Origin of the sequence: Sphingobacterium sp. WM, from assembly GCF_029542465.1 — a bacterium.
Classification (GTDB): Bacteria; Bacteroidota; Bacteroidia; order Sphingobacteriales; family Sphingobacteriaceae; genus Sphingobacterium; species Sphingobacterium cellulitidis.
Genome location: NZ_CP120709.1, coordinates 1,450,176 through 1,470,543, shown reverse-complemented (window position 1 = coordinate 1,470,543; position 20,368 = coordinate 1,450,176). Strand labels below are relative to the sequence as shown.

The 20,368-nt window shown below is 36.7% G+C and carries 21 protein-coding genes; 6 read left to right on the top strand and 15 right to left on the bottom strand.

Annotated elements, in window-relative coordinates:
* Positions 1-112: 112 nt before the first annotated feature.
* Positions 113-1,141, top strand: coding sequence for an L-glyceraldehyde 3-phosphate reductase (mgrA, locus tag PZ892_RS06265; protein WP_094256935.1), 1,029 nt, complete (start codon positions 113-115; stop codon positions 1,139-1,141).
* A 43-nt stretch (positions 1,142-1,184) separates the two neighbouring features.
* Here mgrA and PZ892_RS06260 read toward each other — a convergent pair whose 3' ends face one another.
* A complete protein-coding gene (locus PZ892_RS06260) occupies positions 1,185-2,711 on the bottom strand; it encodes a CotH kinase family protein (RefSeq protein ID WP_094256934.1) in 1,527 nt (508 codons plus the stop codon).
* A gap of 194 nt (positions 2,712-2,905) precedes the next feature.
* Between PZ892_RS06260 and PZ892_RS06255 the strand changes: the two genes are divergently transcribed.
* Positions 2,906-3,355: a carboxymuconolactone decarboxylase family protein gene (locus PZ892_RS06255; protein WP_094256933.1), complete on the top strand. Its 450-nt coding sequence runs from the start codon at positions 2,906-2,908 to the stop codon at positions 3,353-3,355.
* A 79-nt stretch (positions 3,356-3,434) separates the two neighbouring features.
* On the opposite strand, the gene PZ892_RS06250 is transcribed toward PZ892_RS06255, so the two are convergent.
* Entirely contained in the window at positions 3,435-4,163 is a 729-nt protein-coding gene (locus tag PZ892_RS06250; RefSeq protein WP_277712484.1) for an NIPSNAP family protein, read from the bottom strand.
* A 547-nt stretch (positions 4,164-4,710) separates the two neighbouring features.
* Here PZ892_RS06250 and PZ892_RS06245 point away from each other — a divergent pair.
* Positions 4,711-4,857 carry a hypothetical protein gene (locus PZ892_RS06245; protein WP_179221449.1) on the top strand — a complete coding sequence of 49 codons (147 nt, stop codon included), beginning with the start codon at positions 4,711-4,713 and terminating at the stop codon, positions 4,855-4,857.
* Positions 4,858-5,369: 512 nt separating this feature from the next.
* Here the strand turns inward: PZ892_RS06245 and PZ892_RS06240 are convergent.
* Entirely contained in the window at positions 5,370-5,660 is a 291-nt protein-coding gene (locus PZ892_RS06240) for a hypothetical protein (RefSeq protein WP_277712483.1), read from the bottom strand.
* Positions 5,661-5,703: 43 nt separating this feature from the next.
* Here PZ892_RS06240 and PZ892_RS06235 point away from each other — a divergent pair, with 43 nt between their 5' ends.
* Together PZ892_RS06235 and arr are read left to right on the top strand one after the other, a co-directional pair.
* Positions 5,704-6,090: a prolyl oligopeptidase family serine peptidase gene (locus PZ892_RS06235; protein ID WP_277712482.1), complete on the top strand. Its 387-nt coding sequence runs from the start codon at positions 5,704-5,706 to the stop codon at positions 6,088-6,090.
* The gene (gene arr, locus PZ892_RS06230) at positions 6,056-6,475 is read left to right on the top strand and encodes an NAD(+)--rifampin ADP-ribosyltransferase (RefSeq protein WP_277712481.1); all 420 of its coding nucleotides are present in this window, start codon (positions 6,056-6,058) and stop codon (positions 6,473-6,475) included. The genes PZ892_RS06235 and arr overlap by 35 nt, the downstream gene beginning before the upstream one ends.
* A 15-nt stretch (positions 6,476-6,490) precedes the next feature.
* Here the strand turns inward: arr and PZ892_RS06225 are convergent, their stop codons facing one another.
* From PZ892_RS06225 to PZ892_RS06175, 11 genes are all read right to left on the bottom strand, one after another.
* Positions 6,491-7,006 (bottom strand): tetratricopeptide repeat protein, encoded by a 516-nt coding sequence (locus PZ892_RS06225; protein WP_277712480.1) that lies wholly within the window; start codon positions 7,004-7,006, stop codon positions 6,491-6,493.
* A 433-nt stretch (positions 7,007-7,439) separates the two neighbouring features.
* On the bottom strand, positions 7,440-7,772 hold the full coding sequence (locus PZ892_RS06220; RefSeq protein WP_144043689.1) for a hypothetical protein: 333 nt from the start codon (positions 7,770-7,772) through the stop codon (positions 7,440-7,442).
* Between the two features lie 145 nt (positions 7,773-7,917).
* Positions 7,918-8,586: a response regulator transcription factor gene (locus PZ892_RS06215; RefSeq protein ID WP_182498895.1), complete on the bottom strand. Its 669-nt coding sequence runs from the start codon at positions 8,584-8,586 to the stop codon at positions 7,918-7,920.
* 3 nt (positions 8,587-8,589) lie between these two features.
* Entirely contained in the window at positions 8,590-9,369 is a 780-nt protein-coding gene (locus PZ892_RS06210) for an ATP-binding protein (RefSeq protein WP_182498896.1), read from the bottom strand.
* A gap of 604 nt (positions 9,370-9,973) precedes the next feature.
* Positions 9,974-10,717, bottom strand: coding sequence for a hypothetical protein (locus tag PZ892_RS06205; protein ID WP_277712479.1), 744 nt, complete (start codon positions 10,715-10,717; stop codon positions 9,974-9,976).
* A 282-nt stretch (positions 10,718-10,999) separates the two neighbouring features.
* The gene (locus tag PZ892_RS06200; protein ID WP_277712478.1) at positions 11,000-12,163 is read right to left on the bottom strand and encodes a Gfo/Idh/MocA family oxidoreductase; all 1,164 of its coding nucleotides are present in this window, start codon (positions 12,161-12,163) and stop codon (positions 11,000-11,002) included.
* 46 nt (positions 12,164-12,209) lie between these two features.
* Positions 12,210-12,977 (bottom strand): SDR family oxidoreductase, encoded by a 768-nt coding sequence (locus tag PZ892_RS06195; protein ID WP_277712477.1) that lies wholly within the window; start codon positions 12,975-12,977, stop codon positions 12,210-12,212.
* An 18-nt stretch (positions 12,978-12,995) separates the two neighbouring features.
* A complete protein-coding gene (locus PZ892_RS06190; protein WP_277712476.1) occupies positions 12,996-14,702 on the bottom strand; it encodes an IlvD/Edd family dehydratase in 1,707 nt (568 codons plus the stop codon).
* A gap of 3 nt (positions 14,703-14,705) precedes the next feature.
* On the bottom strand, positions 14,706-15,650 hold the full coding sequence (locus PZ892_RS06185) for an SMP-30/gluconolactonase/LRE family protein (protein ID WP_277712475.1): 945 nt from the start codon (positions 15,648-15,650) through the stop codon (positions 14,706-14,708).
* A gap of 3 nt (positions 15,651-15,653) precedes the next feature.
* Positions 15,654-16,496, bottom strand: a complete 843-nt coding sequence (locus PZ892_RS06180; RefSeq protein ID WP_277712474.1) for a sugar phosphate isomerase/epimerase — start codon at positions 16,494-16,496, stop codon at positions 15,654-15,656.
* Positions 16,497-16,660: 164 nt separating this feature from the next.
* Entirely contained in the window at positions 16,661-17,983 is a 1,323-nt protein-coding gene (locus PZ892_RS06175; protein WP_277712473.1) for a hypothetical protein, read from the bottom strand.
* 420 nt (positions 17,984-18,403) lie between these two features.
* Here PZ892_RS06175 and PZ892_RS06170 point away from each other — a divergent pair, with 420 nt between their 5' ends.
* Positions 18,404-19,270 (top strand): mechanosensitive ion channel family protein, encoded by an 867-nt coding sequence (locus PZ892_RS06170; RefSeq protein ID WP_094280523.1) that lies wholly within the window; start codon positions 18,404-18,406, stop codon positions 19,268-19,270.
* Positions 19,271-19,339: 69 nt separating this feature from the next.
* On the opposite strand, the gene PZ892_RS06165 is transcribed toward PZ892_RS06170, so the two are convergent.
* Positions 19,340-20,239: a helix-turn-helix domain-containing protein gene (locus PZ892_RS06165; protein WP_182498904.1), complete on the bottom strand. Its 900-nt coding sequence runs from the start codon at positions 20,237-20,239 to the stop codon at positions 19,340-19,342.
* Positions 20,240-20,368 lie beyond the last annotated feature (129 nt).

Here is a 20,368-nt window from a genome sequence, read left to right as displayed (position 1 = left end):
GGAAATTAATCTTTATCCTAACTTAGTATTGTTCTTTACTGCTGAGGTATTTTTCAAATAAAACAGCATCCCATGAACATTAAATCATTAAACCAACAAACAAAAACATTCAATGGATTGGAAACCTAATATTGATCGCTACGATCAAATGCTTTATAATCGATGTGGCAAAAGTGGTCTACACTTACCAGCAATTTCCCTTGGATTATGGCATAATTTCGGCGATGATACGCCTCACAGCAGAAAAGTTGAGATCTGCACAACCGCTTTTGACTTAGGAATAAATCATTTTGACCTAGCAAATAACTATGGCCCTCCAGCGGGCAGTGCCGAACTTGCTTTCGGAAGAATATTAAAAGAAGAATTCGCCGGATTACGTGATGAACTCATTATTTCTTCAAAAGCAGGTTATCTCATGTGGCCTGGACCTTACGGCGAATGGGGAAGCCGTAAATATTTGATCGCTAGCTGTGATCAATCTCTAAAAAGAATGGGCGTTGATTATGTCGACATTTTTTATTCTCACCGCTTTGACCCTAATACGCCATTGGAGGAAACCATGTTGGCTCTTGATCAGATCGTACGCTCTGGAAAAGCTTTATATGTCGGAATATCATCCTATAACTCCGAAAGAACAAAACAGGCTTATGATATTTTGAAATCTTTAGGTACCCCATTTATTATTCATCAGCCTAGTTATTCCATGTTGAATCGCTGGGTAGAGGAAGATGGCTTATTAAATACCCTTGATGATTTAGGATTGGGCTCTATCGTATTCTCTCCCCTTGCCCAAGGAATGCTGACCAATAAGTACCTCAATGAGGTTCCTAAGGAAAGTCGCGCAAGCCAAGATAAATCCTTGGATAAAAATTTCCTTTCAGAAGAGAATTTAAAAAATATCTGGGCGCTAAATGAGATAGCAACAGGAAGAAACCAAACATTGGCGCAAATGGCAATTGCATGGGTGCTGAAACAAGGGCGTGTGACTTCTGCGCTAATTGGAGCAAGTAAACCGCAACAGGTAATAGATTGCGTTGGAGCATTGAAAAATCTAAATTTTACAGATGCGGAATTAAAACTTATCGACCAATATGCTAAAGATGCTGGAATTAATATCTGGCAACAATCTGCAGAATTGTAAGAAGAAAAAATAAAAAAGCCTCAATTAAATTGAGGCTTTTAAATTAATTGAATTGTGGACCATTGATGACCCCATCCAACCAATTAATTCTCGCTGCCATAAAATTCCTGATAAAATCTACATAATCCTGATGGCTTGTACCAACATACCAACTTTGATTAATATTAACCCCAATTACCTCCCAGCGGATAAAATTAAACTTTTGACTATAATTGATTTTTTTAGCGCGTTGATCTATATATTCAGGCATAGATTGAAGACTTCCTTTTACAGCATTCCAACGAGTCCGAACGAGTTTCTTGAAAGCCGGATCACTCATCAGCTTATTCATCCATGCGCGGGGCTCATGTGCCTTCGTTAACATCAAGACCTCCTGCGAATCCCCTAACCTTTTGTCACTGTTGAACGCAAGATCAAAATCCCAAACTGGACCAACATATATCTTTGGATCCGCATTACTCTTCTTGTACATCCGCATACTCCAAAGCATATCTGAATTACCACAAATTTCATTTGTCAGGTAATAATTCACAAAACTTGGAAGGTCAAAGAATTGGTTATAGTCTGCTGCTGCTCCCTCAACTTTATATAAGCTATTCTCAAAGGATGTCACATAATTCTTGATATAATCAAACTGTTCTGGCGTAATATCATCCTCATCAGGAAACTTCACAGTAATAGGCATATTTTTAGGAGTTACAAAATGAACAGGCTCTGAATAAGCATAACCGTCCTCTTCAAGGATAAATCCCCCATTATCTTCATCTATCGCTACCCTATCCTTCCCTTCTTTGATATGCTCCGTTAAGGTATAGTTCCCCATATATTCTCCATTCAGAAAAAACTCAACATATTGTTGCCTAGGAGTATAACCTAATTCTAATCTTCTACTAACCTCAAAGGCAACATCATTTCTTAGAAGGGATTGATCACCATAATTTGCCATCAAGGCCCAACTTTTATCCTCAGGCATCCCCAATAATCCTGCTTTTTTATCCAGTTTTATCCGATATGGCTTCTTAGGCATCCCCCAAGTGGAATTTCCCCGCCCTTTAACCTCTGTAACACCTTGATATACTACATTCCTGCCAAAATCTGAGGTGATCCTGATATCCCCAACGATATAATCCTCCTTGCTAACAATAGGCTTCCCATTGGTTGAAAGGTAAATCGCTGGCAATCCCGTATCAATAAATTTGACAACATAGGTTTTCTCATCACCATTTTCAGCAGCGACCGTATATTTAACTAAGTCCGAAAAATTCTGCTTGTCAACAGCACTCTTCTGTTCAACATTGTTTACTAATACCTTAACACCTTTATGTTCAAACTCAGGAATCAAGGAACTCACATCTGTACCTACCAAGGTGCGTGCAAAAATAGTATCCCCAATAATCTCGGTGACTATATCATTCTTTAAATTACTCTGATTTTCCTTCTTGATAACAAAACTGATCAGCTCATTCTCCGCAGATAACTTGGGTACAAATTTATCCTTCGCACAGGACAGGGTAATAAAGAGTAGAAGGGTAAAATACCATATTCTATGAATCGGTCTCCTGTTTATCATAATTAGATTTTTAATTGAGGTGATTTATTGGACTAAATGTAAAGACCTAGAAATAAATCCAATATTAAAAATAGAAAACGACATCTGTTAAAACAAATTTTAATCATAGATAAGTCATATCAGACATCTTCTTGACTACATTACTCAATATTCCCCTTACTTTTGATGTAATAAACCAGTAAATAAAATATCAAATGAATAAGAGAATCAATATCCAGGAACTTGAACCCAATGCATATAAAGCTATGCTAGGACTTGAACAATATCTTAGCAATTGTGGCCTTTCAAAAACTCATCATCATTTAATTTTAATCAGAGCATCCCAGATCAACGGTTGTGCTTTTTGCATAAATATGCACACATCGGATGCTGTTAAAGATGGGGAACGTCCAGAGAGAATATATTTACTAAATGCTTGGAAAGAAGCCGATATTTTTACTGAAGAAGAACAAGTTATCCTAGCAATGACGGAAGAAATCACCCTAATCTCGAAAAATGGCCTTTCTGAAGATACTTATCAAAAAGCTAAAGAAATATTCGATGACCATTATATCGCAAAAATTATCATGGCGGTGGTTACTATCAATGGTTGGAATCGAATTGCAATCAGTACACAAAAAATCCCAGAATTTACAAAAGCATAATACTTTCACTCTGATTTGGATTAAAAAAGGTACAGCCATCTTGTAGTGCAAGAACGCTGTACCTTTTTAAGATTTACTTCTAGTAATCAGAATAATCTGTGGGAGTACATAAAATGGTCACATTTTTAGAAACATTGTTCTGATATTTTGGCATCTCACTCATCGGTTTGTATAAGGGGCCAAATGCTTTCCAATGTTCATCCCGGTCGGCCATATTCTCAAAGCTGGTCAGATACATTAAGTTCGGCATTGTACTGCCTGCAATCACCTGACCATAAAATACTGCATTGAAATTCAGTTTTTTAAAGATCTCTATTTCACCGTTGTTAAACATCGACACCTTATTGGCTGCCAATTTCTCCGTTGGACCTTCATAACTCCGCAATTCATAAATCCGCTCTTTCTTTGCTGATTTCAACTTTGGAAGTTCCATGTAGGGCATTCCTTCAAATGCTTTCATCAAAATCGTTTCTATGCGACTAAATGGAGCTCTATTATGCGCCAAATCCAAGTAAAATGCTCCCGAACTTAAATATGCTGGATCCTTCAAAAGACCAACATCTAGATTTGCAAAATCCTCCAATTTAGGAGATGAACTCAACACATAAATTAACTTATCCGCATTCTCTGAGTTTTTGATAGGCTTAAATACTCCTACTTGCTTAAATCCTAATTTATGAAGTGCAGGTAAGTATGCCTTCTCCAAATACTGGTCTAACAGTTGCTCCTGTTCACTGGTTTGAAAATGATAAACTAACAACTGAAAATAAGTAGTCTTTGCCTTTGCAAAAACAAAATGATTACCCATGCTCATTAATAGCATGAGAAAAATTATGCGATAATTCAGCATTTTAATACATTTAGACATATTGTAATTTTAGGTTTAGGAACAATAAATTGTATCTGGATTTCATAACTCTTTGAAATATTAAATCCAAAAGTTAAATTAAAGATAATGATATTTTTAAGCTAAAAGATATATCGTAATTTAATAAATACGATTAACTCAAATTCAGGTGTAACTTTATTCAGATATTTCGACTAATATTTAAAATGATTCGAATATGCGAACTATAATTTTTTTGAAATTTCTGTTGCTATTGTTATTATTTTTGACATAATAATTTGTAAATACGTATTTATGTACACACGTGTTTACAAATATATTTTTATTTTAAACAAATTACCTAATTCTTATACCATTTTCAATATTGTAAAAAATTTTGTATTTTCTTTAAAAAAAACCGTAAACTTGGGTGTAATTATTTATCAATTTATTATTAACCATTTTAATTAAGTTTAATTAAAAACTCAATTAAAATGTAGGGCTAATCATTTTCTGTTACAGATATTTTATGTTAAAAAAGAAAGGTCTTCCAATTCCGAACAACTATGTTGCTTTATTATTGTTAATTTTCGCGTATTCGAGTGTCGCAGCAGTTAGACTTGGCGATGCAGCAGGATTATTCGCTCATAACCCTGTTGTGGGGGAGCTATGTTAGCTGTAACAGGAGGATGTTTAGTTTATGGAATATATAACGCTTTAAGTTAAAAATGAAACTATTAAAAATAATTTCAATAGTAATTACAGGATTGTTTTTGGTTATGAATCTGTATATGTACCTATATGGCAATTACTCAGAAAAAGAAGAAAATTGGATATTAATAGGGCTTTTTCTTTCGTTGTTATTTACTATATCTGTACAATATTACGATAATAAGAAAAACTCTAATAATCCTCAGAAAAATACTTGAAATTAATTTCTGGAGTTCAGTTGTATTTTTATAATTGAGCTCTTTTTTGAAATAAAAATTCATTTACAGCAATGCTCCAACTATTTCTCGCATAGTCTTTTTTATTTTTGTCTAATCTGCGATTTTACCTTTCATACTTTTAATGATGCTTATATTGTAAAATACATAATACAACTCCCTTATCTTCCTGTTTTTCTATTTCTTCCCATCTCAGCTAAAGTATTCTCAATTTTCTCTCTTTTCCCTCCAGAATAGGTGTCTAAAATTCCCAAACAATCCTATGGTCAACCTCCTTCATGTATTTCCGAATAGCCTCATCGATAACTAGTCCTTTGTCAGCTCCCCTTATTCTAGCTTTACGTTGCACTTCTTTAACTACCTCCTCCAATGCCTTTTCAAAACGTTGAGCAAAAATTTGCTCCCTATAATTTGGATCAATTAACAGCTTCTCTCTGGCTTCAGCTAACTGTTCATTCCGTTTCTTTAGATTATTAAGTCGATCAGATTGATTATGCTCAAAATTCTTAATAATAGTACCCTTTTTCTTCAATTTTTCCTGTCTTGATTTTAAAGCTGTCTTCCCAAAAGGAAAGATGATCAATAGATTTAAAGAATCAGCAACTGAAAAAATAGGTTCTCCTTTAACTGAAGATTTTGGAAAGGTAAATCAAAAAGAAGCTTTTGAAAACATCTTGAATATTGTAAATGAAGTTAGAATGAAGTATCACCTTGAGCATTCTAAAATATATTTGTGTGGAATGTCAAATGGAGGCTCTGCTACCTTTTGGTTTGCATCTCAAAAACCCAATATTTTCAATGGTTTTTTTGCCATTTCTGCTTTCCCGAAATTAAACTTTTCCGAAATTAACTTTGATAATATTTCCCAAAATAAACCGTTTATCATGCTTAGTGACCTAAATGATAAACTCTATAACCCTACTAACTATGTATGCAAAGGATTTCAAGGGAAAACACCCTAAATTTTACCATGGAACTAAAGCCGATTTAAAAATTGGAGACTTATTAACTGCTGGAAGAAATTCAAACTACCATCCAAATGTAATTATGAACCATATTTATTTCACAGCCCTGCCTAACGGTGCAGGTTTAGCTGCAGAACTCGCTCCGGGTGATGCTGAGCCAAGGGTATATCTAGTGGAGGCAACTGGGGAAATTGAGGATGACCCCAATGTTACTGATAAGAAATTTCCTGGCAATCCTACACAGTCTTACCGAAGTAAACAGCCCCTAAAAATTATTGCGGAAGTCAAAGATTGGACCAGGCTCACTCCTGAAGAACTAAAGAAATGGAAGGATAACTTAGCAAAAATCCATAAAGATCCCGATGCAAAAATCATCAACTAATAGATTATCCTCAAATTAATTCACATTTGATGCTTTCAATGCTTTGGCTTTTGCAAAATCTGCTTCTGCTTCTGTGTTTTTATTTAATTTTTTATACAGTTCACCTCGCTTCTGAAAGAGCTCAGGATCCGAGGAATTCAATTCAATAGCCTGATTGATATCTATCAATGCATGATCATAATCCTTATCATAATAATACATCGCGGCTCTATTGCTATAGGATTCACTATTTTTCGGATTTAATTTTATGGCTTTATCAAAATCTTGAATTGCCGCCTTATAGTTTTTTGATTCACTAAATAAATAGGCACGCAATAGATAAGCACGCTCGCTCTCAGGCTCCAAGGAAATAACCTTATTGATGGAAACCATCCCTTTCTCAAATTCCTGCATCATCACCTCAATAACAGCAATGGTAAGATAAGGCGAACTGTTATTGGGATTTAACTGAATGGACTTCTCAGCATCTGCATAGGCATTTTCAAAATCTTGAGTAAATATCTTTGCTTCAGCCCTTTTGTAATACCCCACTGAGGAGGTATCAGATAGCGATATCACCTGCGTAAATCAGAAACTGCTTGGTCAAAACTCCCTATAACCATATATTCGGACCCTCTTTTTAATAAACAGGAAATACATCGAGGATCTGATGCCAATTCTTTATTTAAGGAATCTATAGTAGCACTATTCGGGGCCTCTTGGGCCATAACATTACCCATGAAAATAAATGACATAGTGAAAATACAAAGGAATATTCTCCTTAATAATTGGATTGGTTTATTATTCATTTGGTTAGTTATTTATATCACATCTAATTTAACCAAAAAATAATATTCAATCATGTAAAATAAAAAAGATTCCTAACCTGTCGGTAAAGAACCTTTTGAATATTACTTAATCTAAAATAACTCAGGTTTTAATTCTTGCTGCTCAGAACCTGAGTTTAATTGGTTTGGCAAAAATTTTATTTACCCTCGGCTAAGCCGTAGATGTTAATGCGATGTTTATCGCGGATGGTTCTATCAAAAATTTGAACGGCTTGACCAACAAATTGACTGCGATTATTCACTAGCTTTTTGAATGCAGTTTTTATGTTCCTTTCCAATTTACTGACATTTTCCAGCCAAAATTGATCGGCTCGAAGCCGTCTTTCTGTACGATCGGATTTTAACTCCTCCAAATAATCATTGTATAAATAACTGTAAGCAACAATTGTATTGATATATGTCGTCATATGTGAGTCGTAAGGATTGAGATCCTTTCCTTGTCCATTTACTTTTTTAATTACTCTTTCCATTTCAATAAGCATAATAGTAGAAGCATTAATTCAACATAACCACTCAAGTCCTCTTTGAACTTGATATATCAAAATTAATGCTCCAAATTCGCTTATAATAGAGCAACAACACGGTATGTACCGATTCCGTATTTATACGGAATCCTTACTTCTTGGGTACAAAAATTTCATTCGCCAAGGCATAAATCACCAAGCCTATCGTATTCTTTAAACCTAATTTATCCAATACCCGTTGCCGGTGACTTTCAACAGTCCTTTTGCTTAAAAATAATTGATCAGCAATCTCCTGATTCGTAAATTCCTGACATATTAATCGGATGACCTCCACCTCTCGATCCGTCAATTGATCCTTTAAATCAAAGGATACTTTCTTATTCGGATTGTTTAAATATTGATGTAATAATTGATAATCTGCCGCCGAAACATAAACCCCAGTTTGATAAACTGTTTTTAAGGCAAGTTTTAATACTTCTAAATCAACAACCTTCGGCAAAAATCCAGAAACCCCAAGCTTCAACATATGGCCAATCATATTGGACTTATAATGAGAAGACAAAATCAATATTTTTATATTGGGAAAATTTGGCAGCAATTGTTCTACTAAAACCAAACCCGAAATAGGCTCCATCTGTATATCCAACAGCAAAATATCCGGCAATTCCTCCTCCTTTAGATCTCTGAAATCCTGAATCAAGGTCGCTGGATTATTATTCTTATAGACCACCTGACAATCCGGAATCCGCTCAATTAATAGACTTAATCCTTCCGTAAAGAGCAATTCATCATCCATTAACCCAATTTTCATCATACTCATAAATTAATTTGATTTTGGAAATACCATGATTAACCTTGTCCCTTTGTTGGGAAATGAACTCAATTTAGAATGTCCATGCAGCAAATCCACTCGATTGCTCATATTGGAAACCCCCATCCCATTTCCTTTTTCTAATGAAAATCCTTCCCCGTTATCCTTTAATAAAATGCAAAGTGATTTCAACCCCTCCCGTATTTGAATGCTGATTTTATCCGCATTGGCATGCTTGATGGTATTGCTCACAAATTCTAAAATAATCCTATATATCTGAACCTCAAATTCTATAGGTCGCTCTTGATAGGGTCTTAGCAGTACTAACTCTAAATCATAGCCTACAAGATTTTCCCGCATTTCTTCCAAGGTTAGCTTCAACCCAAAATACTCCAAATTCACTGGATACATCCGATGGGAAATCTCTCGAGCTGAATCAATCAATAACTCAACCTTCTCATTTAACCCTGCAAACTGAACGGAATCTATTCGTTCTCGTTCCGAAATCAAATTAAGCTTTAAAACCTGTAATTTATTACCTATTTCATCATGAAGGGTGCGCGCAATTCGCTTTCGCTCTTCCTCTTGGGTCTTGATGGCAAGCGTCCTCACCTCTGTCTGAAATTGAAGCTCTTGTTGATGCCTTAAATCATTCTCCTCCTGAATCTTTTTATAATATTGGTTATATAATACGATAACAAATAGAACAATGAATAAAGCTAAAATCAATAGTATGATTAGCTCATAAATTTCCAGGTAGATTTTCGAAAAGAATAAAAATAATAAAGACATACGGCATATAAACTTATGGACAGTAGGTTATTTATGGACCACAAAAAAGCAGCTTTTTCTATTCCTATTGTGCTCAATTGGTGTAGAATCAAAAACAAAATCGTTGACACAAAATAATAAAACAACAGGGCAAATAAAACATTGAACAATCCGGGATTTGTTCCCTTAAAACCTGACTTTAATGCAAATAATAAACACCTACCTAATTCAAAAACTATAATAATGTTGGATATCGGCTTTATCCAAATCACCCAAGAAACCTCTTGAAAAAAAGTATGGATAAGCGCTGACCCTATTGAAAATAACAGTAAACCAATGTAAAACACCGAAATTCTGTTTTTCTTAGATACTATGCTATTGGTAAAATTTATTAAAAATAATAGTTCGCCTGCGACAAATATGCTGAACAAAAACTCCATTTTCTCAGCATGAAAAACATAAATCAATAATTTGGAAATCACTTCTATTCCCAAAAGAAATAATAGAAAATATCTAAGATTTCTAGATGGAATTGAAAAATCAAAATGATACTTCAAATTCCAAAGACTCGCTAACAACAACATGACATTGGAGAGACCAATTGTCAAGTACAGAAAGAACATAATTAATCTTCAAGTAATGTAAAACCACCCTTAGGCCTGCAAAATGGCGGACAAGGTTGGGACCAGTTATATAAATTCGTCTGGACCGAATGCAACTTTTGGCTCTCTAAAACCTTACTAGCATGATGAACAAAAATAATAGTAGGCAATATTTGACCGTAAACCTTTGAATATTTGAATGCAAACAATCCTGTAATCTCGGTGCATCCCTCTGAAATATCTTCAATCGGAATATTAAATACATTGAAAATGGAAGCACCTCCACTATCACTGATTTGCTTGAAAAACCAGTCCGCCGAATCATTCCGCCAATCTTCAACCTGCTCTAAAATCGTATCCTGACACTCAATATCATGTTGATATAATGGCCGAGTCTCAGTGATTTCTCTCGAACTTATTTGTAAATCCGTAGATAATACGACAGTTTTCCTTACTGTCTTTACCTCCTGTTCCACAAACCTCAACTCCGAGCTCAAAGGCTCCAAATAAGAAACCGCATATTCTGGCAATCGCAATTCTCCACCTGAGGAATCCAAGGGAAATAACATCATGACCGATTGATTATTATGAACACCTATATAGGCATGGAACCGATCATTGTCATTGTTTTTATTCAACCATTCTATAGATTTCCCCGAAATTGTAAATACATAGTGTGAAGGGACTAGCCTAAGTACTTCATCAATATCACCCTTGGCAGTTTGCCACCTTTTCAGGGCCAATTGACATTCTTTTCTGCTTAGCATAATCGATTAGTTTTATAGATAAAGATAAGGAAACTAATCAAGCAATTCAATGTAAATACGCATTATTAGTAATTACAACATATTGATTATTAAAAACTTATAGAATTTTTATTATCAAACTTGATTAAAAATTTAATAAAAAAATGATTCATGGACGTATTAATTAATCAACTAAATTTGAATGAAAAATTTAGTTATTTCAGGACATTCATTTTGATTAAAATTTTAGTGATTCTGCAGAACTTCTAATAAAAAAACTCATCTTTCGATGAGTCTTATCAATTAAAATCTTGTCCATTTTTGCTCGGATTCATTGGACTCCAAAACCCGATCAATAAATAACATCCCTCGAATCCCCTCCTCTATATTCGGATATTCCGGAAAATTAATCTCTTCCTCCACTCCTGTCAATCGTTGCAATAACCGAACGGCAAAGGATTGATAAATATTGGCAAAGGCCTCAATATAACCCTCTGGATGACCGGTAGGTGTCCGCGTAAATGCTCCTGTCCCGGGTGACATCTGATAAACCTGATTTCCTCCAGTCCTATAAATTTGAATAGGTTGATCAACCCATTTAACTAATAAGGTATTGGGTTCCTCTTGGCGCCATTCTAAGCCTGCCTTCTCGCCGTAAATTCGGATTTTTAAGGCATTCTCCTCCCCAGTCGCTACTTGAGAAGCACTCAATACACCCGTAGCACCCGCCTCAAACTTTAATAAAATATCTCCATCATCATCAATCACTCTGTCCTTGCCGTAAATGTTTAAATTCGCACAGAGATGGGTAATCTTTAGTCCTGAAATATGCTCCGCTAAATGAGCCGCATGCGTTCCAATATCGCCCATACAACCACTTTTACCACTTCTCTTTGGATCTGTACGCCAAGCCGCTTGCACACTACCGGAATTTTCTATCCCTTTACTCAACCAACCTTGAGGATATTCCACATAGATCTTCCGGATAGGCCCGATTGCTCCTTTATCAACCAAATCCTTCGCCTGCTTAACCATGGGATATCCAACATAGGTATGGGTCAAACATAACATCAAACCTGTTTCCTCTACAACCTTAGCCAACTCCTTCGCCTCATCCAAAGTAAAGGTTATTGGCTTATCAATAACCACATGAAAACCATTTCTCAAGGCTAGAACTGCTGGCTCAAAATGCATATGATTCGGCGTAACAATAGACACAAAATCCATCCTGACATCCTCCGGAAGTTCTTTTTCCTTCTCAATCATTTCCTGAAATGAAGTATAAACCCGATTCGATGGAATGGCTAAATCTTTTCCGGATTGCTCTGCAACATCTGGCCTTGAACTGAAGGCTCCACAAACTAACTCTATCTTACCATCCAACAATGCCCCTGAACGATGAACAGCCCCAATAAAGGAACCTTGTCCACCTCCAATCATACCCATCCTTAATTTTCGATTTTCCATAATCAAATTTCTTATATGCTTTAATTAAAATCCTAAACTGAGTTAACTATTCAAATGGCGAGGGACTCACTGAAGTCCAGCCCCCATCAACCACTAAGGTTTGACCAGTGATATGTTTCGCATCTTCACTTACTAAAAACAATGCCGTCTGAGCAATATCAATCGGATATGCTGCTGAACCTATAGGCGTTAAATTAGCCCAAATCCGCTTATATTCCGGGTCTTCCAAAGTCCGCTCTGTCAGCGTCGCTCCGGGAGCTATGGCATTCACATTGATTCCATATGGCGAAAGCTCCAAAACCAAATGCTTCGCCAATAATTCTATCGCTGCTTTGGTCATCCCATAAGCTGCTAAATCTTTATGTGCTTGATGCCCGGTTACCGAGGACGTAAATAATATCGATCCTCTTCTCTTATTCGCAATAAAATACTTACCTGCCGCCTGCGCCAAAAAGAAAGTACCTCCAATATTCACTTGGAGAACCTTATAAAGATCTTCCGCCTGATAATCCAAGAAACTACCAAACAAGGTGATCCCTGCATTAGCCATTACCACATCTAATCCCCCAGTTTTTGAAACGGCAAAATCAACAAGTCCCTGATTAAACTCTGCTGTTGCTACATCGCCAGGAAAGGCTAAACAGTTCCCAAACTCCGATAATTTTCTTGCCGACTCCTCACACAATGCCTCCTCCACATCATTCAAAATCACCTTAGCACCTTCTTCCAATAAACTCTTGGCCATCTCAAAACCTATCCCTTTTCCTGCACCCGTAACAATGGCGGTTTTATTCTCAAATCTTCTTTTTCCCATTCCTATTATCTTATTTGATTAATGTGAATCGCGTAATACCTCACTGCCAGATCCACCTTTTAGAAAGTCCAAATCTGCACCCAAATGGGCTTGCTCAACATGGTCTACATATAACTTGCAATAACCACGACTATAAACATTAAAATCCTGTTTTAAATTTTGTTTTCGCAGATTCAGCTCTTTTGCATCAACCAATAGATTGAGCTTCCTAGCTTCTACGTCCAATTCAATCTCATCTCCATCCTGCACCAATGCTAAGGTTCCGCCAATGGCCGACTCTGGTGAAACATGTAAAACAACCGTTCCAAAGCCTGTTCCACTCATCCGCCCATCTGATATGCGAACCATATCATTGACTCCTTTTTCCAATAACTTCTTTGGAATACCCATGTTCCCAACTTCTGGCATCCCCGGATATCCTTTTGGTCCCACATTTTTTAAAACCAAAACACTGTTCGCATCTACATCCAGGTCCGGAGAATCAATCTTAGCTTTGTAGTCCTCAATATTCTCAAATACTACGGCTTTTCCGCGATGCTTCATCAATGCCGGAGTAGCTGCTGAAGGCTTTATTACAGCACCATTCTCACATAAATTCCCCTTTAACACCACAATCCCCGATCTGGGATTAAAAGGTTGATCGGTACTTGAAATAACTTCATCATTTAAACTGACCTGATCTGCAATATTCTCTGCGATGGTCCGACCATTTACCGTCAAAACATCTAGGTTTAAGGCTGCTTGAATGCTGTTCATCACCGCCGGAATGCCGCCTGCATAATACAGGTCTTCCATAAAGTATTTCCCCGAAGGTTGAAGGTTTGCTACCAATGGAATATCTTTTGAAAAATGATCAAAATCCTCCAGATTTAATTCAACACCTATTCTTCCTGCAATGGCCATTAAATGAATAGCAAAATTCGTAGATCCGCCAATAGCAGCATTTACCTTAATCGCATTCTCAAAGGCTTCCCGCTTGAGGATATCCGACATTTTAACATCATCCTTGATCAGCTGAACGATCCTTCTTCCCGACATTCTCGCCAATACTTTCCGATTGGAATCTGCAGCTGGAATTGCCGCATTCCCCGGTAAAGTCAAACCTAAGGATTCCACCATGCCGGCCATGGTAGATGCTGTGCCCATAACAGCACAATGACCTATACTCCGACACATACCTGCCTCTGCCATATTCATCTCCTCCTCCGACAACAAGCCTTTCTTCGACTCATCCGCAAATCGCCATAAATCACTAGTGCCTATATCTTTGCCCTTATATTTCCCCGTCAACATAGCACCCCCAGAAACAACAATGGTAGGTAAATCCACACTGCATGCCCCCATTACCAATGAAGGCGTAGTCTTATCACACCCACATAGTAGAATTACCCCATCTATCGGATTGGCTCGGATGGACTCCTCAACATCCATACTCGCCAAATTTCTGAACAACATGGCAGTGGGTTTCATCAAGGTTTCCCCCAATGACATGACCGGAAATTCCAATGGAAAGCCGCCAGCTTCCAAGACTCCTTTCTTTACAGCTTCCGCTAAATCCCGTAAATGCGCATTACATGGAGTCAATTCCGACCAGGTATTACAAATGCCAATAACCGGCTTCCCCTCAAACATATCCGCCGGAATCCCCTGGTTCTTCATCCAGGCACGATAAATAAAACCATCTTTGCCCTTCCGAGCAAACCATTCTTTGCTTCTTAGTTTCATATGCTATAGCTTAAATTTCTTTTTATAGGGCGCCAATGCTAACCCTTTTGAATTCATTTTGATAATAAATACCTTCCCGCTATCGGGGTATTTTTCTAAATCCTCTTGACTCAAATCTTTCCGAGAACTCGTAACTAATAAATGATCTAAATCCGGTCCTACAAAACAACAGGAAGAAACCTGCGGTATTGGCAAATCTAGAACGTCTTGAACCAACCAAGAGGAATTCCCAATTGCCTCTTGATGAAAACTTATTTTATCTGTCAATTTATTTGTGTCTATTCCCACAATCCGAAATCCTGACCAGATAGCAACCCATAAAACCCCATCCGAATCCATACACATCCCATCTGGAAAACCAACATCTTCTGAAACATCAATTTGAAAAGGTAATGCTTTTAGATGTGCCCCCTGAAACTCATAGCTATTTATTCTTCTATAACCACTGTCTGTATGGAAAAGAAACTTCCCATCAGGACTCCAACATGGCCCATTGGAAATACTCACATCGGATAAAACCTTATCCAACTTGCCATAGGAATCATAACGATATAAGACACCGGCAGCTTCTTGATGATCAATATGAGTCGTACTAAACCATAAATTCCAATCTGGATCAATGGCAGCATCATTACAGCGGGTTTCAAGCCATTCAATTCCCAAATCATCAAGAAGTTCCACTTGCTGGGTTTGCAGATCATATATCCCGACGCCACCCTGATACGTAATAATCAGGTTCGATAAATCATCCGCGATTTCAAAAATGGCAGATACCATTTTAGGTGCAGCATACTGACTAATTGTTTTGTTTGCCCAAGAATATTCAATGATTTGATCGGAAAGTATATCCACCCAGAAGGCCGATTGCCTTGCTGAATGCCAAATCGGCCCTTCCCCATGTTGGCAAATCGGAAAATCTAACATTTCAATTCTCTTCGATTCAAGCATTGCTTATAATTTGGTCTTTTGATTCATATAATTTACTGATTCTATTACGTCTTTTAAATTATTATCCCAATTATGTTCACATTCTATAAAAACATCCCCTACAAAACCTTGTCTTTTTAATTCCGAAACCACGGCATCAAAATCAATAACACCGGCTCCTGCATTAACATCCTTGGCATTAGGATTCCCCGCTGAATCTAGATCTTTCACATGAAGACTTAAGATATTTCCTTCCAACTTCTTCAAACATTCAACCGGATCCAACCCACTCCGAACCCAATGTCCAATATCAGCACAGGCCTTGAGATGAGAACGTCCATTGATAGCCGTTAATACCGAATCTGGATGCCAATAATGACTTAATCCTTTCGCATGCTCATGAATCCCAAATGGCAAATCATACTTCTTGGCAAGGTTATTTACAACATCCAATAGTTGCGGATCCGGCTCCCCAACAAGATATTTTAAGCCCAATTTATCCGCTTGTTTAAAAACCTTTTCCCAATCTGAAGTAGTTTTTGCATCAACATACATAGACTGCATTTGGATATTATTTGTTTTCAGAATTTCCTTCATTTTAGCAAGCTCTGAATCTGTCAGATCTACAAACAAAGATTTACCGAATTCTCTCCCCAATTGATGAAAGGAAAAACCCTCCACATTCCGGACATTTGCCTGTTTGGACATCTGAACCGCCTCTTTGAATGGAAACTTATTAAAGGAATATAGCCCAACCCCAATTTCAATTTTCCCTTTGGTCTGGGATACGACGCGAGTAGGCAACAACATAAAGCTGAACAGTAGAATGAACAGAATTGAACCTAATGGTGAAAAGAATGGTTTCATTAAATTAAGTTTAGGTTTATGATGCTTTTTAAAGCATCGAAAATGGTATTAATACCCTTAAATTTAATGAATATAAAAATACCCCTAACATCTTTAGAGGTATTTTTATGAAATAATTATGTTACTAGCTCAAGTCGTATTGGGAAGCAATTCCCAATTAAACTTTAACTTTTAAGCCTATCGATGGAGTCAAACGCTCCACTTTTCTTCAACAACCACATGCCTAATTTTTCCTCTGCTATTCCCTCCTTAATTTTATAGGTGAAAATCGGCAGTCCTTCTGAATCATTTTCAATGAGCATTTTATAAAAACCAACCGAAGGAATCTCGACAAGCTCCTTGGCTAGCTCGGTAATATGCGAGGAAACAATTACATAAGGCCCATCCACATCAGCCAGATTCTTTAATACTTTTAAAATGGCATTATAGGCATCAATATGATTGGTTCCCTTGAATAATTCATCCAAAATAATAACCGCATTGGAGTTCTTTGGCAATTGATCAACAATCGTTTTCAATCGAATGGCCTCCACATAAAAGTGACTATACCCAAGATCCAGGTTATCCTGCAAATTAATACTCGTAAAAACCCCATCAATTAAATCTGTCCGCATAGCATCTGCTGGTACTGGAAAGCCTATATGGGTTAAATACAAAGCTGTAGAAATCGTTTTGATGATGGATGATTTTCCCGCCATATTAGCACCCGTCAAAAACCAAATCTTCTTCCCTCGCTCCATCCGAATATCATTCTTGACCGGATTCTTATGAAAGGTATGATAAACCCCATCCATCTCAATTACCCCGGTCTGATTCTTTGGATAAACCTCCGGATAACAGAATCCATGTGCTTTCGAAACTTTAGCAACTGATAAAAAAGCATCAATCTCATAAAAAAATGAAATGATCTTTTTCAGTTGCGGCGCCAAGGTATACCGAATCATTTTATCAAAATTCTCAATATTGAAAATATTGATCTTTAATTTCTCAACATCATAATTTTTTTTCTTGAAAACCATGGATAAACATTCCTCAATTAACTGGATCATATCGTCTACGTCCTGATAAAAGGCATGTTGATTAACTTTCTTATAAAAATTCTGGCACTTGATCATAAATTCGCAAGCCTCTATAATAGATCTTTTCTTATAGTAATAGGCTGGAGCCTTTACTCCAATAAAATCCATTAGTGTCAAGGATGCTGCGCGACCTGAATGTGAAGACTTTACATATTTCTCCAAATCCTGGATAATTACCCGATAGAATAGAAATTCCTCATCAGCAACCGGCTCCAACCGACGGATCTTCATCTGTCGATCCTTGATAATATCAATATCCAAAACCGCATCATAGAAAATATCCATTAAGTAAAACATCCCCCCGTCCGTAATGGTATTATCAAAAAACTGTAGCAGCGTCCGACTATGACGGTCTCTCAGCTGTAAATCCTTCAGGGTTTGTTCATCTATCAGAAATTTTTCACTCATAATAATTCAATTTGAAAGATTTAGGTTTATCAATTTTTATGTCCAATTTGAAGCCTTTTCTAAAAATACAATTTTCATTCTTAAATAGATTATTTAACCGCTTCATTTTCACATTCCAATTGTCTACTATTTAAGATGAAAATTAATACACAATTCCATATTAATTCTCAATAAATCTAAAACACAATTGAGAATGAAATCTTTATAGTTTTATTTATAAAGAAAAGTTTATTTATTTTTTTTGATTTCTACAACCGTATCTATCTAAAAACTATTAATTTACCTAACATCTTCGAAAACAAAATGAAGGAAATTCATATTTATTATCTTATAATTTAAATTATCGTGACAATTTATCGACATAATTTAATTAATATGGCATGATATTTCATAATAGAATAATATCAAATAAACATTCTTATGAAATTACTACAAATTAGCACAGATCTAACTGGCGCAAACAACCTCTTGGACCAAGGAGGTGTTTGGATGATGAAAATCAAAGACATGGCCTTAAGTTATGCCCCGAAAATCCTGGGAGCTTTACTCGTTTATCTCATTGGACAATGGATCATTGGTCGAATTGGAGCCCTGTTTAGAAAGGTATTGGCAGGCAAAAATTTTGACCCTTCCTTACAGAATTTCCTGGTCTCCATTGTAAAAGTAACCCTGACCATCCTGATGTTCTTAGCCATTATCGGAATGCTGGGTGTCAACATCACAAGTTTTGCAGCCTTATTAGCAGGTGCAGGCTTAGCCATTGGGGCTGCCTTGAATGGTTCCCTTGGAAATCTTGCAGGTGGCGTCATGTTAATGATCTTTAAACCTTTTAGAATTGGAGATATTATTGAAGCCCAACAAAGCATGGGGCTGGTGACCGAAATCGGAATCTTCAATACTACCTTATTATCACCCGAAAATAAAACCATCATCCTCCCTAATGGAGCATTATCAACTGGGGTGATTGTTAATTTTAATACCCACGGAAACCTAAGGGTAGATATGAAATTGGCAGTAGGATTGGATCAGAACATTGATTTTGCAAGAGAAGTTGCTATTGGGGCTATGAAGCAACATCCTAAAGTTTTGGAAACTCCACAACCTGAGGTAAGTGTAATGGAAGTAGCAGATGGAATGACAACCTTAGCAATCAGACCCTACACTACCCAAGAGAATTATTGGACTGTCTATTTTGAAGTGCAAGAGTTAGTGAAAAAAGCTTTTGACAGCAATGGAATTAAAGCTCCAATCCCTCATCGGGTGATTATTAACAAATCCAACAATTAAGACTATTACTACATCTTAATACCCTGGGAGCTCCGAATTATTTTGGGGCTCCTTTTTTATTCCCCCAGCCTAACGCCCAAACTTCTTGATATAATCCCCTGGCGTACAATTGTGAAAAGCCTTGAATTGTTTTACAAAATAACTTAAGGAACTAAACCCAGTCTTATAGGCAACATCTGAAATATTGGAATCTGCCTGTAATAAAAGATTTCGAGCATTAAGCATTCGCTCCTGTAAAATATAGGCCCCAGGTGTAATCCCACAATAGGTTTCAAACATCCGATGTAAGGTACTTTTACTGCAATTGCCAATCTTCATCAATAGTTCCGAATTTAATGGCTGCCCCAGATTTTCCTTGATAAAATTCTTGATCACATGCAATTGACTGTTGGATTGTAAACTATTTTCCTCCCGAGCATGCTCCTTTTGAGACTCAATAATCCTGATCAAAAAGGACTTCAGCAATAAATCACTCAAGGGAAGATTAGGTTCGTCTTGTGTGGCAACCTGAAGCAACTCATTAAAAGCCCGAACCAAACCCGAGTTATTATTAAAGTGAAAATTTGAAAAATCTAAGGACCAGTTCTCATTCTCCGGATAATTTTCATTTAGAAATTTTAGTTGCCCCTCCAGAGATTCACTTGAAATCAAAATCGTAGCACATTGAACCGGATTCTTTAAATCCGCCTCCGGAAAGTCAGCAAAAATAGTCTCTCCCTCAGGCAAAATCAATGAGCTTCCCGGTAAAAATTTAAAGGTCTCACCCCCTTGCGTAAAAACCGTTTTATACCCTCTGATCATACTGGAAATGGACAAGCCCTGATAGGTAATTTTAACTTTCGTGGAGGATTGAAAAGTCTCGAATATATTGACCTCAAACTCCCCACAATCGAACCGAGTTTGATGCTCCTGACCACTTCGAAGATGCTCAGGCGTTTGTATAGACAATAAATCGATGGTATAGCTCATAAATTCCGCAGGTTCACACTCTTTTAAAGTTAAATTAATTTTTTGAAACTATCGTAATACTTAATGAAACTATACTTACATCTTCCTTGCCCTACATCCAATAACTTTATAGTATATAAACTTAAAAAA

Excerpts from the sequence above, each read along its gene's own strand:
- mgrA (WP_094256935.1), top strand. The coding sequence starts at position 113 with ATGGATTGGAAACCTAATATTGATCGCTACGATCAAATGCTTTATAAT.
- PZ892_RS06260 (WP_094256934.1), bottom strand. The coding sequence starts at position 2,711 with ATGATAAACAGGAGACCGATTCATAGAATATGGTATTTTACCCTTCTA.
- PZ892_RS06255 (WP_094256933.1), top strand. The coding sequence starts at position 2,906 with ATGAATAAGAGAATCAATATCCAGGAACTTGAACCCAATGCATATAAA.
- PZ892_RS06250 (WP_277712484.1), bottom strand. The coding sequence starts at position 4,163 with ATGGGTAATCATTTTGTTTTTGCAAAGGCAAAGACTACTTATTTTCAG.
- PZ892_RS06245 (WP_179221449.1), top strand. The coding sequence starts at position 4,711 with ATGTTAAAAAAGAAAGGTCTTCCAATTCCGAACAACTATGTTGCTTTA.
- PZ892_RS06235 (WP_277712482.1), top strand. The coding sequence starts at position 5,704 with ATGATCAATAGATTTAAAGAATCAGCAACTGAAAAAATAGGTTCTCCT.
- arr (WP_277712481.1), top strand. The coding sequence starts at position 6,056 with ATGTATGCAAAGGATTTCAAGGGAAAACACCCTAAATTTTACCATGGA.
- PZ892_RS06220 (WP_144043689.1), bottom strand. The coding sequence starts at position 7,772 with ATGGAAAGAGTAATTAAAAAAGTAAATGGACAAGGAAAGGATCTCAAT.
- PZ892_RS06215 (WP_182498895.1), bottom strand. The coding sequence starts at position 8,586 with ATGAGTATGATGAAAATTGGGTTAATGGATGATGAATTGCTCTTTACG.
- PZ892_RS06210 (WP_182498896.1), bottom strand. The coding sequence starts at position 9,369 with ATGTCTTTATTATTTTTATTCTTTTCGAAAATCTACCTGGAAATTTAT.
- PZ892_RS06205 (WP_277712479.1), bottom strand. The coding sequence starts at position 10,717 with ATGCTAAGCAGAAAAGAATGTCAATTGGCCCTGAAAAGGTGGCAAACT.
- PZ892_RS06200 (WP_277712478.1), bottom strand. The coding sequence starts at position 12,163 with ATGGAAAATCGAAAATTAAGGATGGGTATGATTGGAGGTGGACAAGGT.
- PZ892_RS06195 (WP_277712477.1), bottom strand. The coding sequence starts at position 12,977 with ATGGGAAAAAGAAGATTTGAGAATAAAACCGCCATTGTTACGGGTGCA.
- PZ892_RS06190 (WP_277712476.1), bottom strand. The coding sequence starts at position 14,702 with ATGAAACTAAGAAGCAAAGAATGGTTTGCTCGGAAGGGCAAAGATGGT.
- PZ892_RS06185 (WP_277712475.1), bottom strand. The coding sequence starts at position 15,650 with ATGCTTGAATCGAAGAGAATTGAAATGTTAGATTTTCCGATTTGCCAA.
- PZ892_RS06180 (WP_277712474.1), bottom strand. The coding sequence starts at position 16,496 with ATGAAACCATTCTTTTCACCATTAGGTTCAATTCTGTTCATTCTACTG.
- PZ892_RS06175 (WP_277712473.1), bottom strand. The coding sequence starts at position 17,983 with ATGAGTGAAAAATTTCTGATAGATGAACAAACCCTGAAGGATTTACAG.
- PZ892_RS06170 (WP_094280523.1), top strand. The coding sequence starts at position 18,404 with ATGAAATTACTACAAATTAGCACAGATCTAACTGGCGCAAACAACCTC.
- PZ892_RS06165 (WP_182498904.1), bottom strand. The coding sequence starts at position 20,239 with ATGAGCTATACCATCGATTTATTGTCTATACAAACGCCTGAGCATCTT.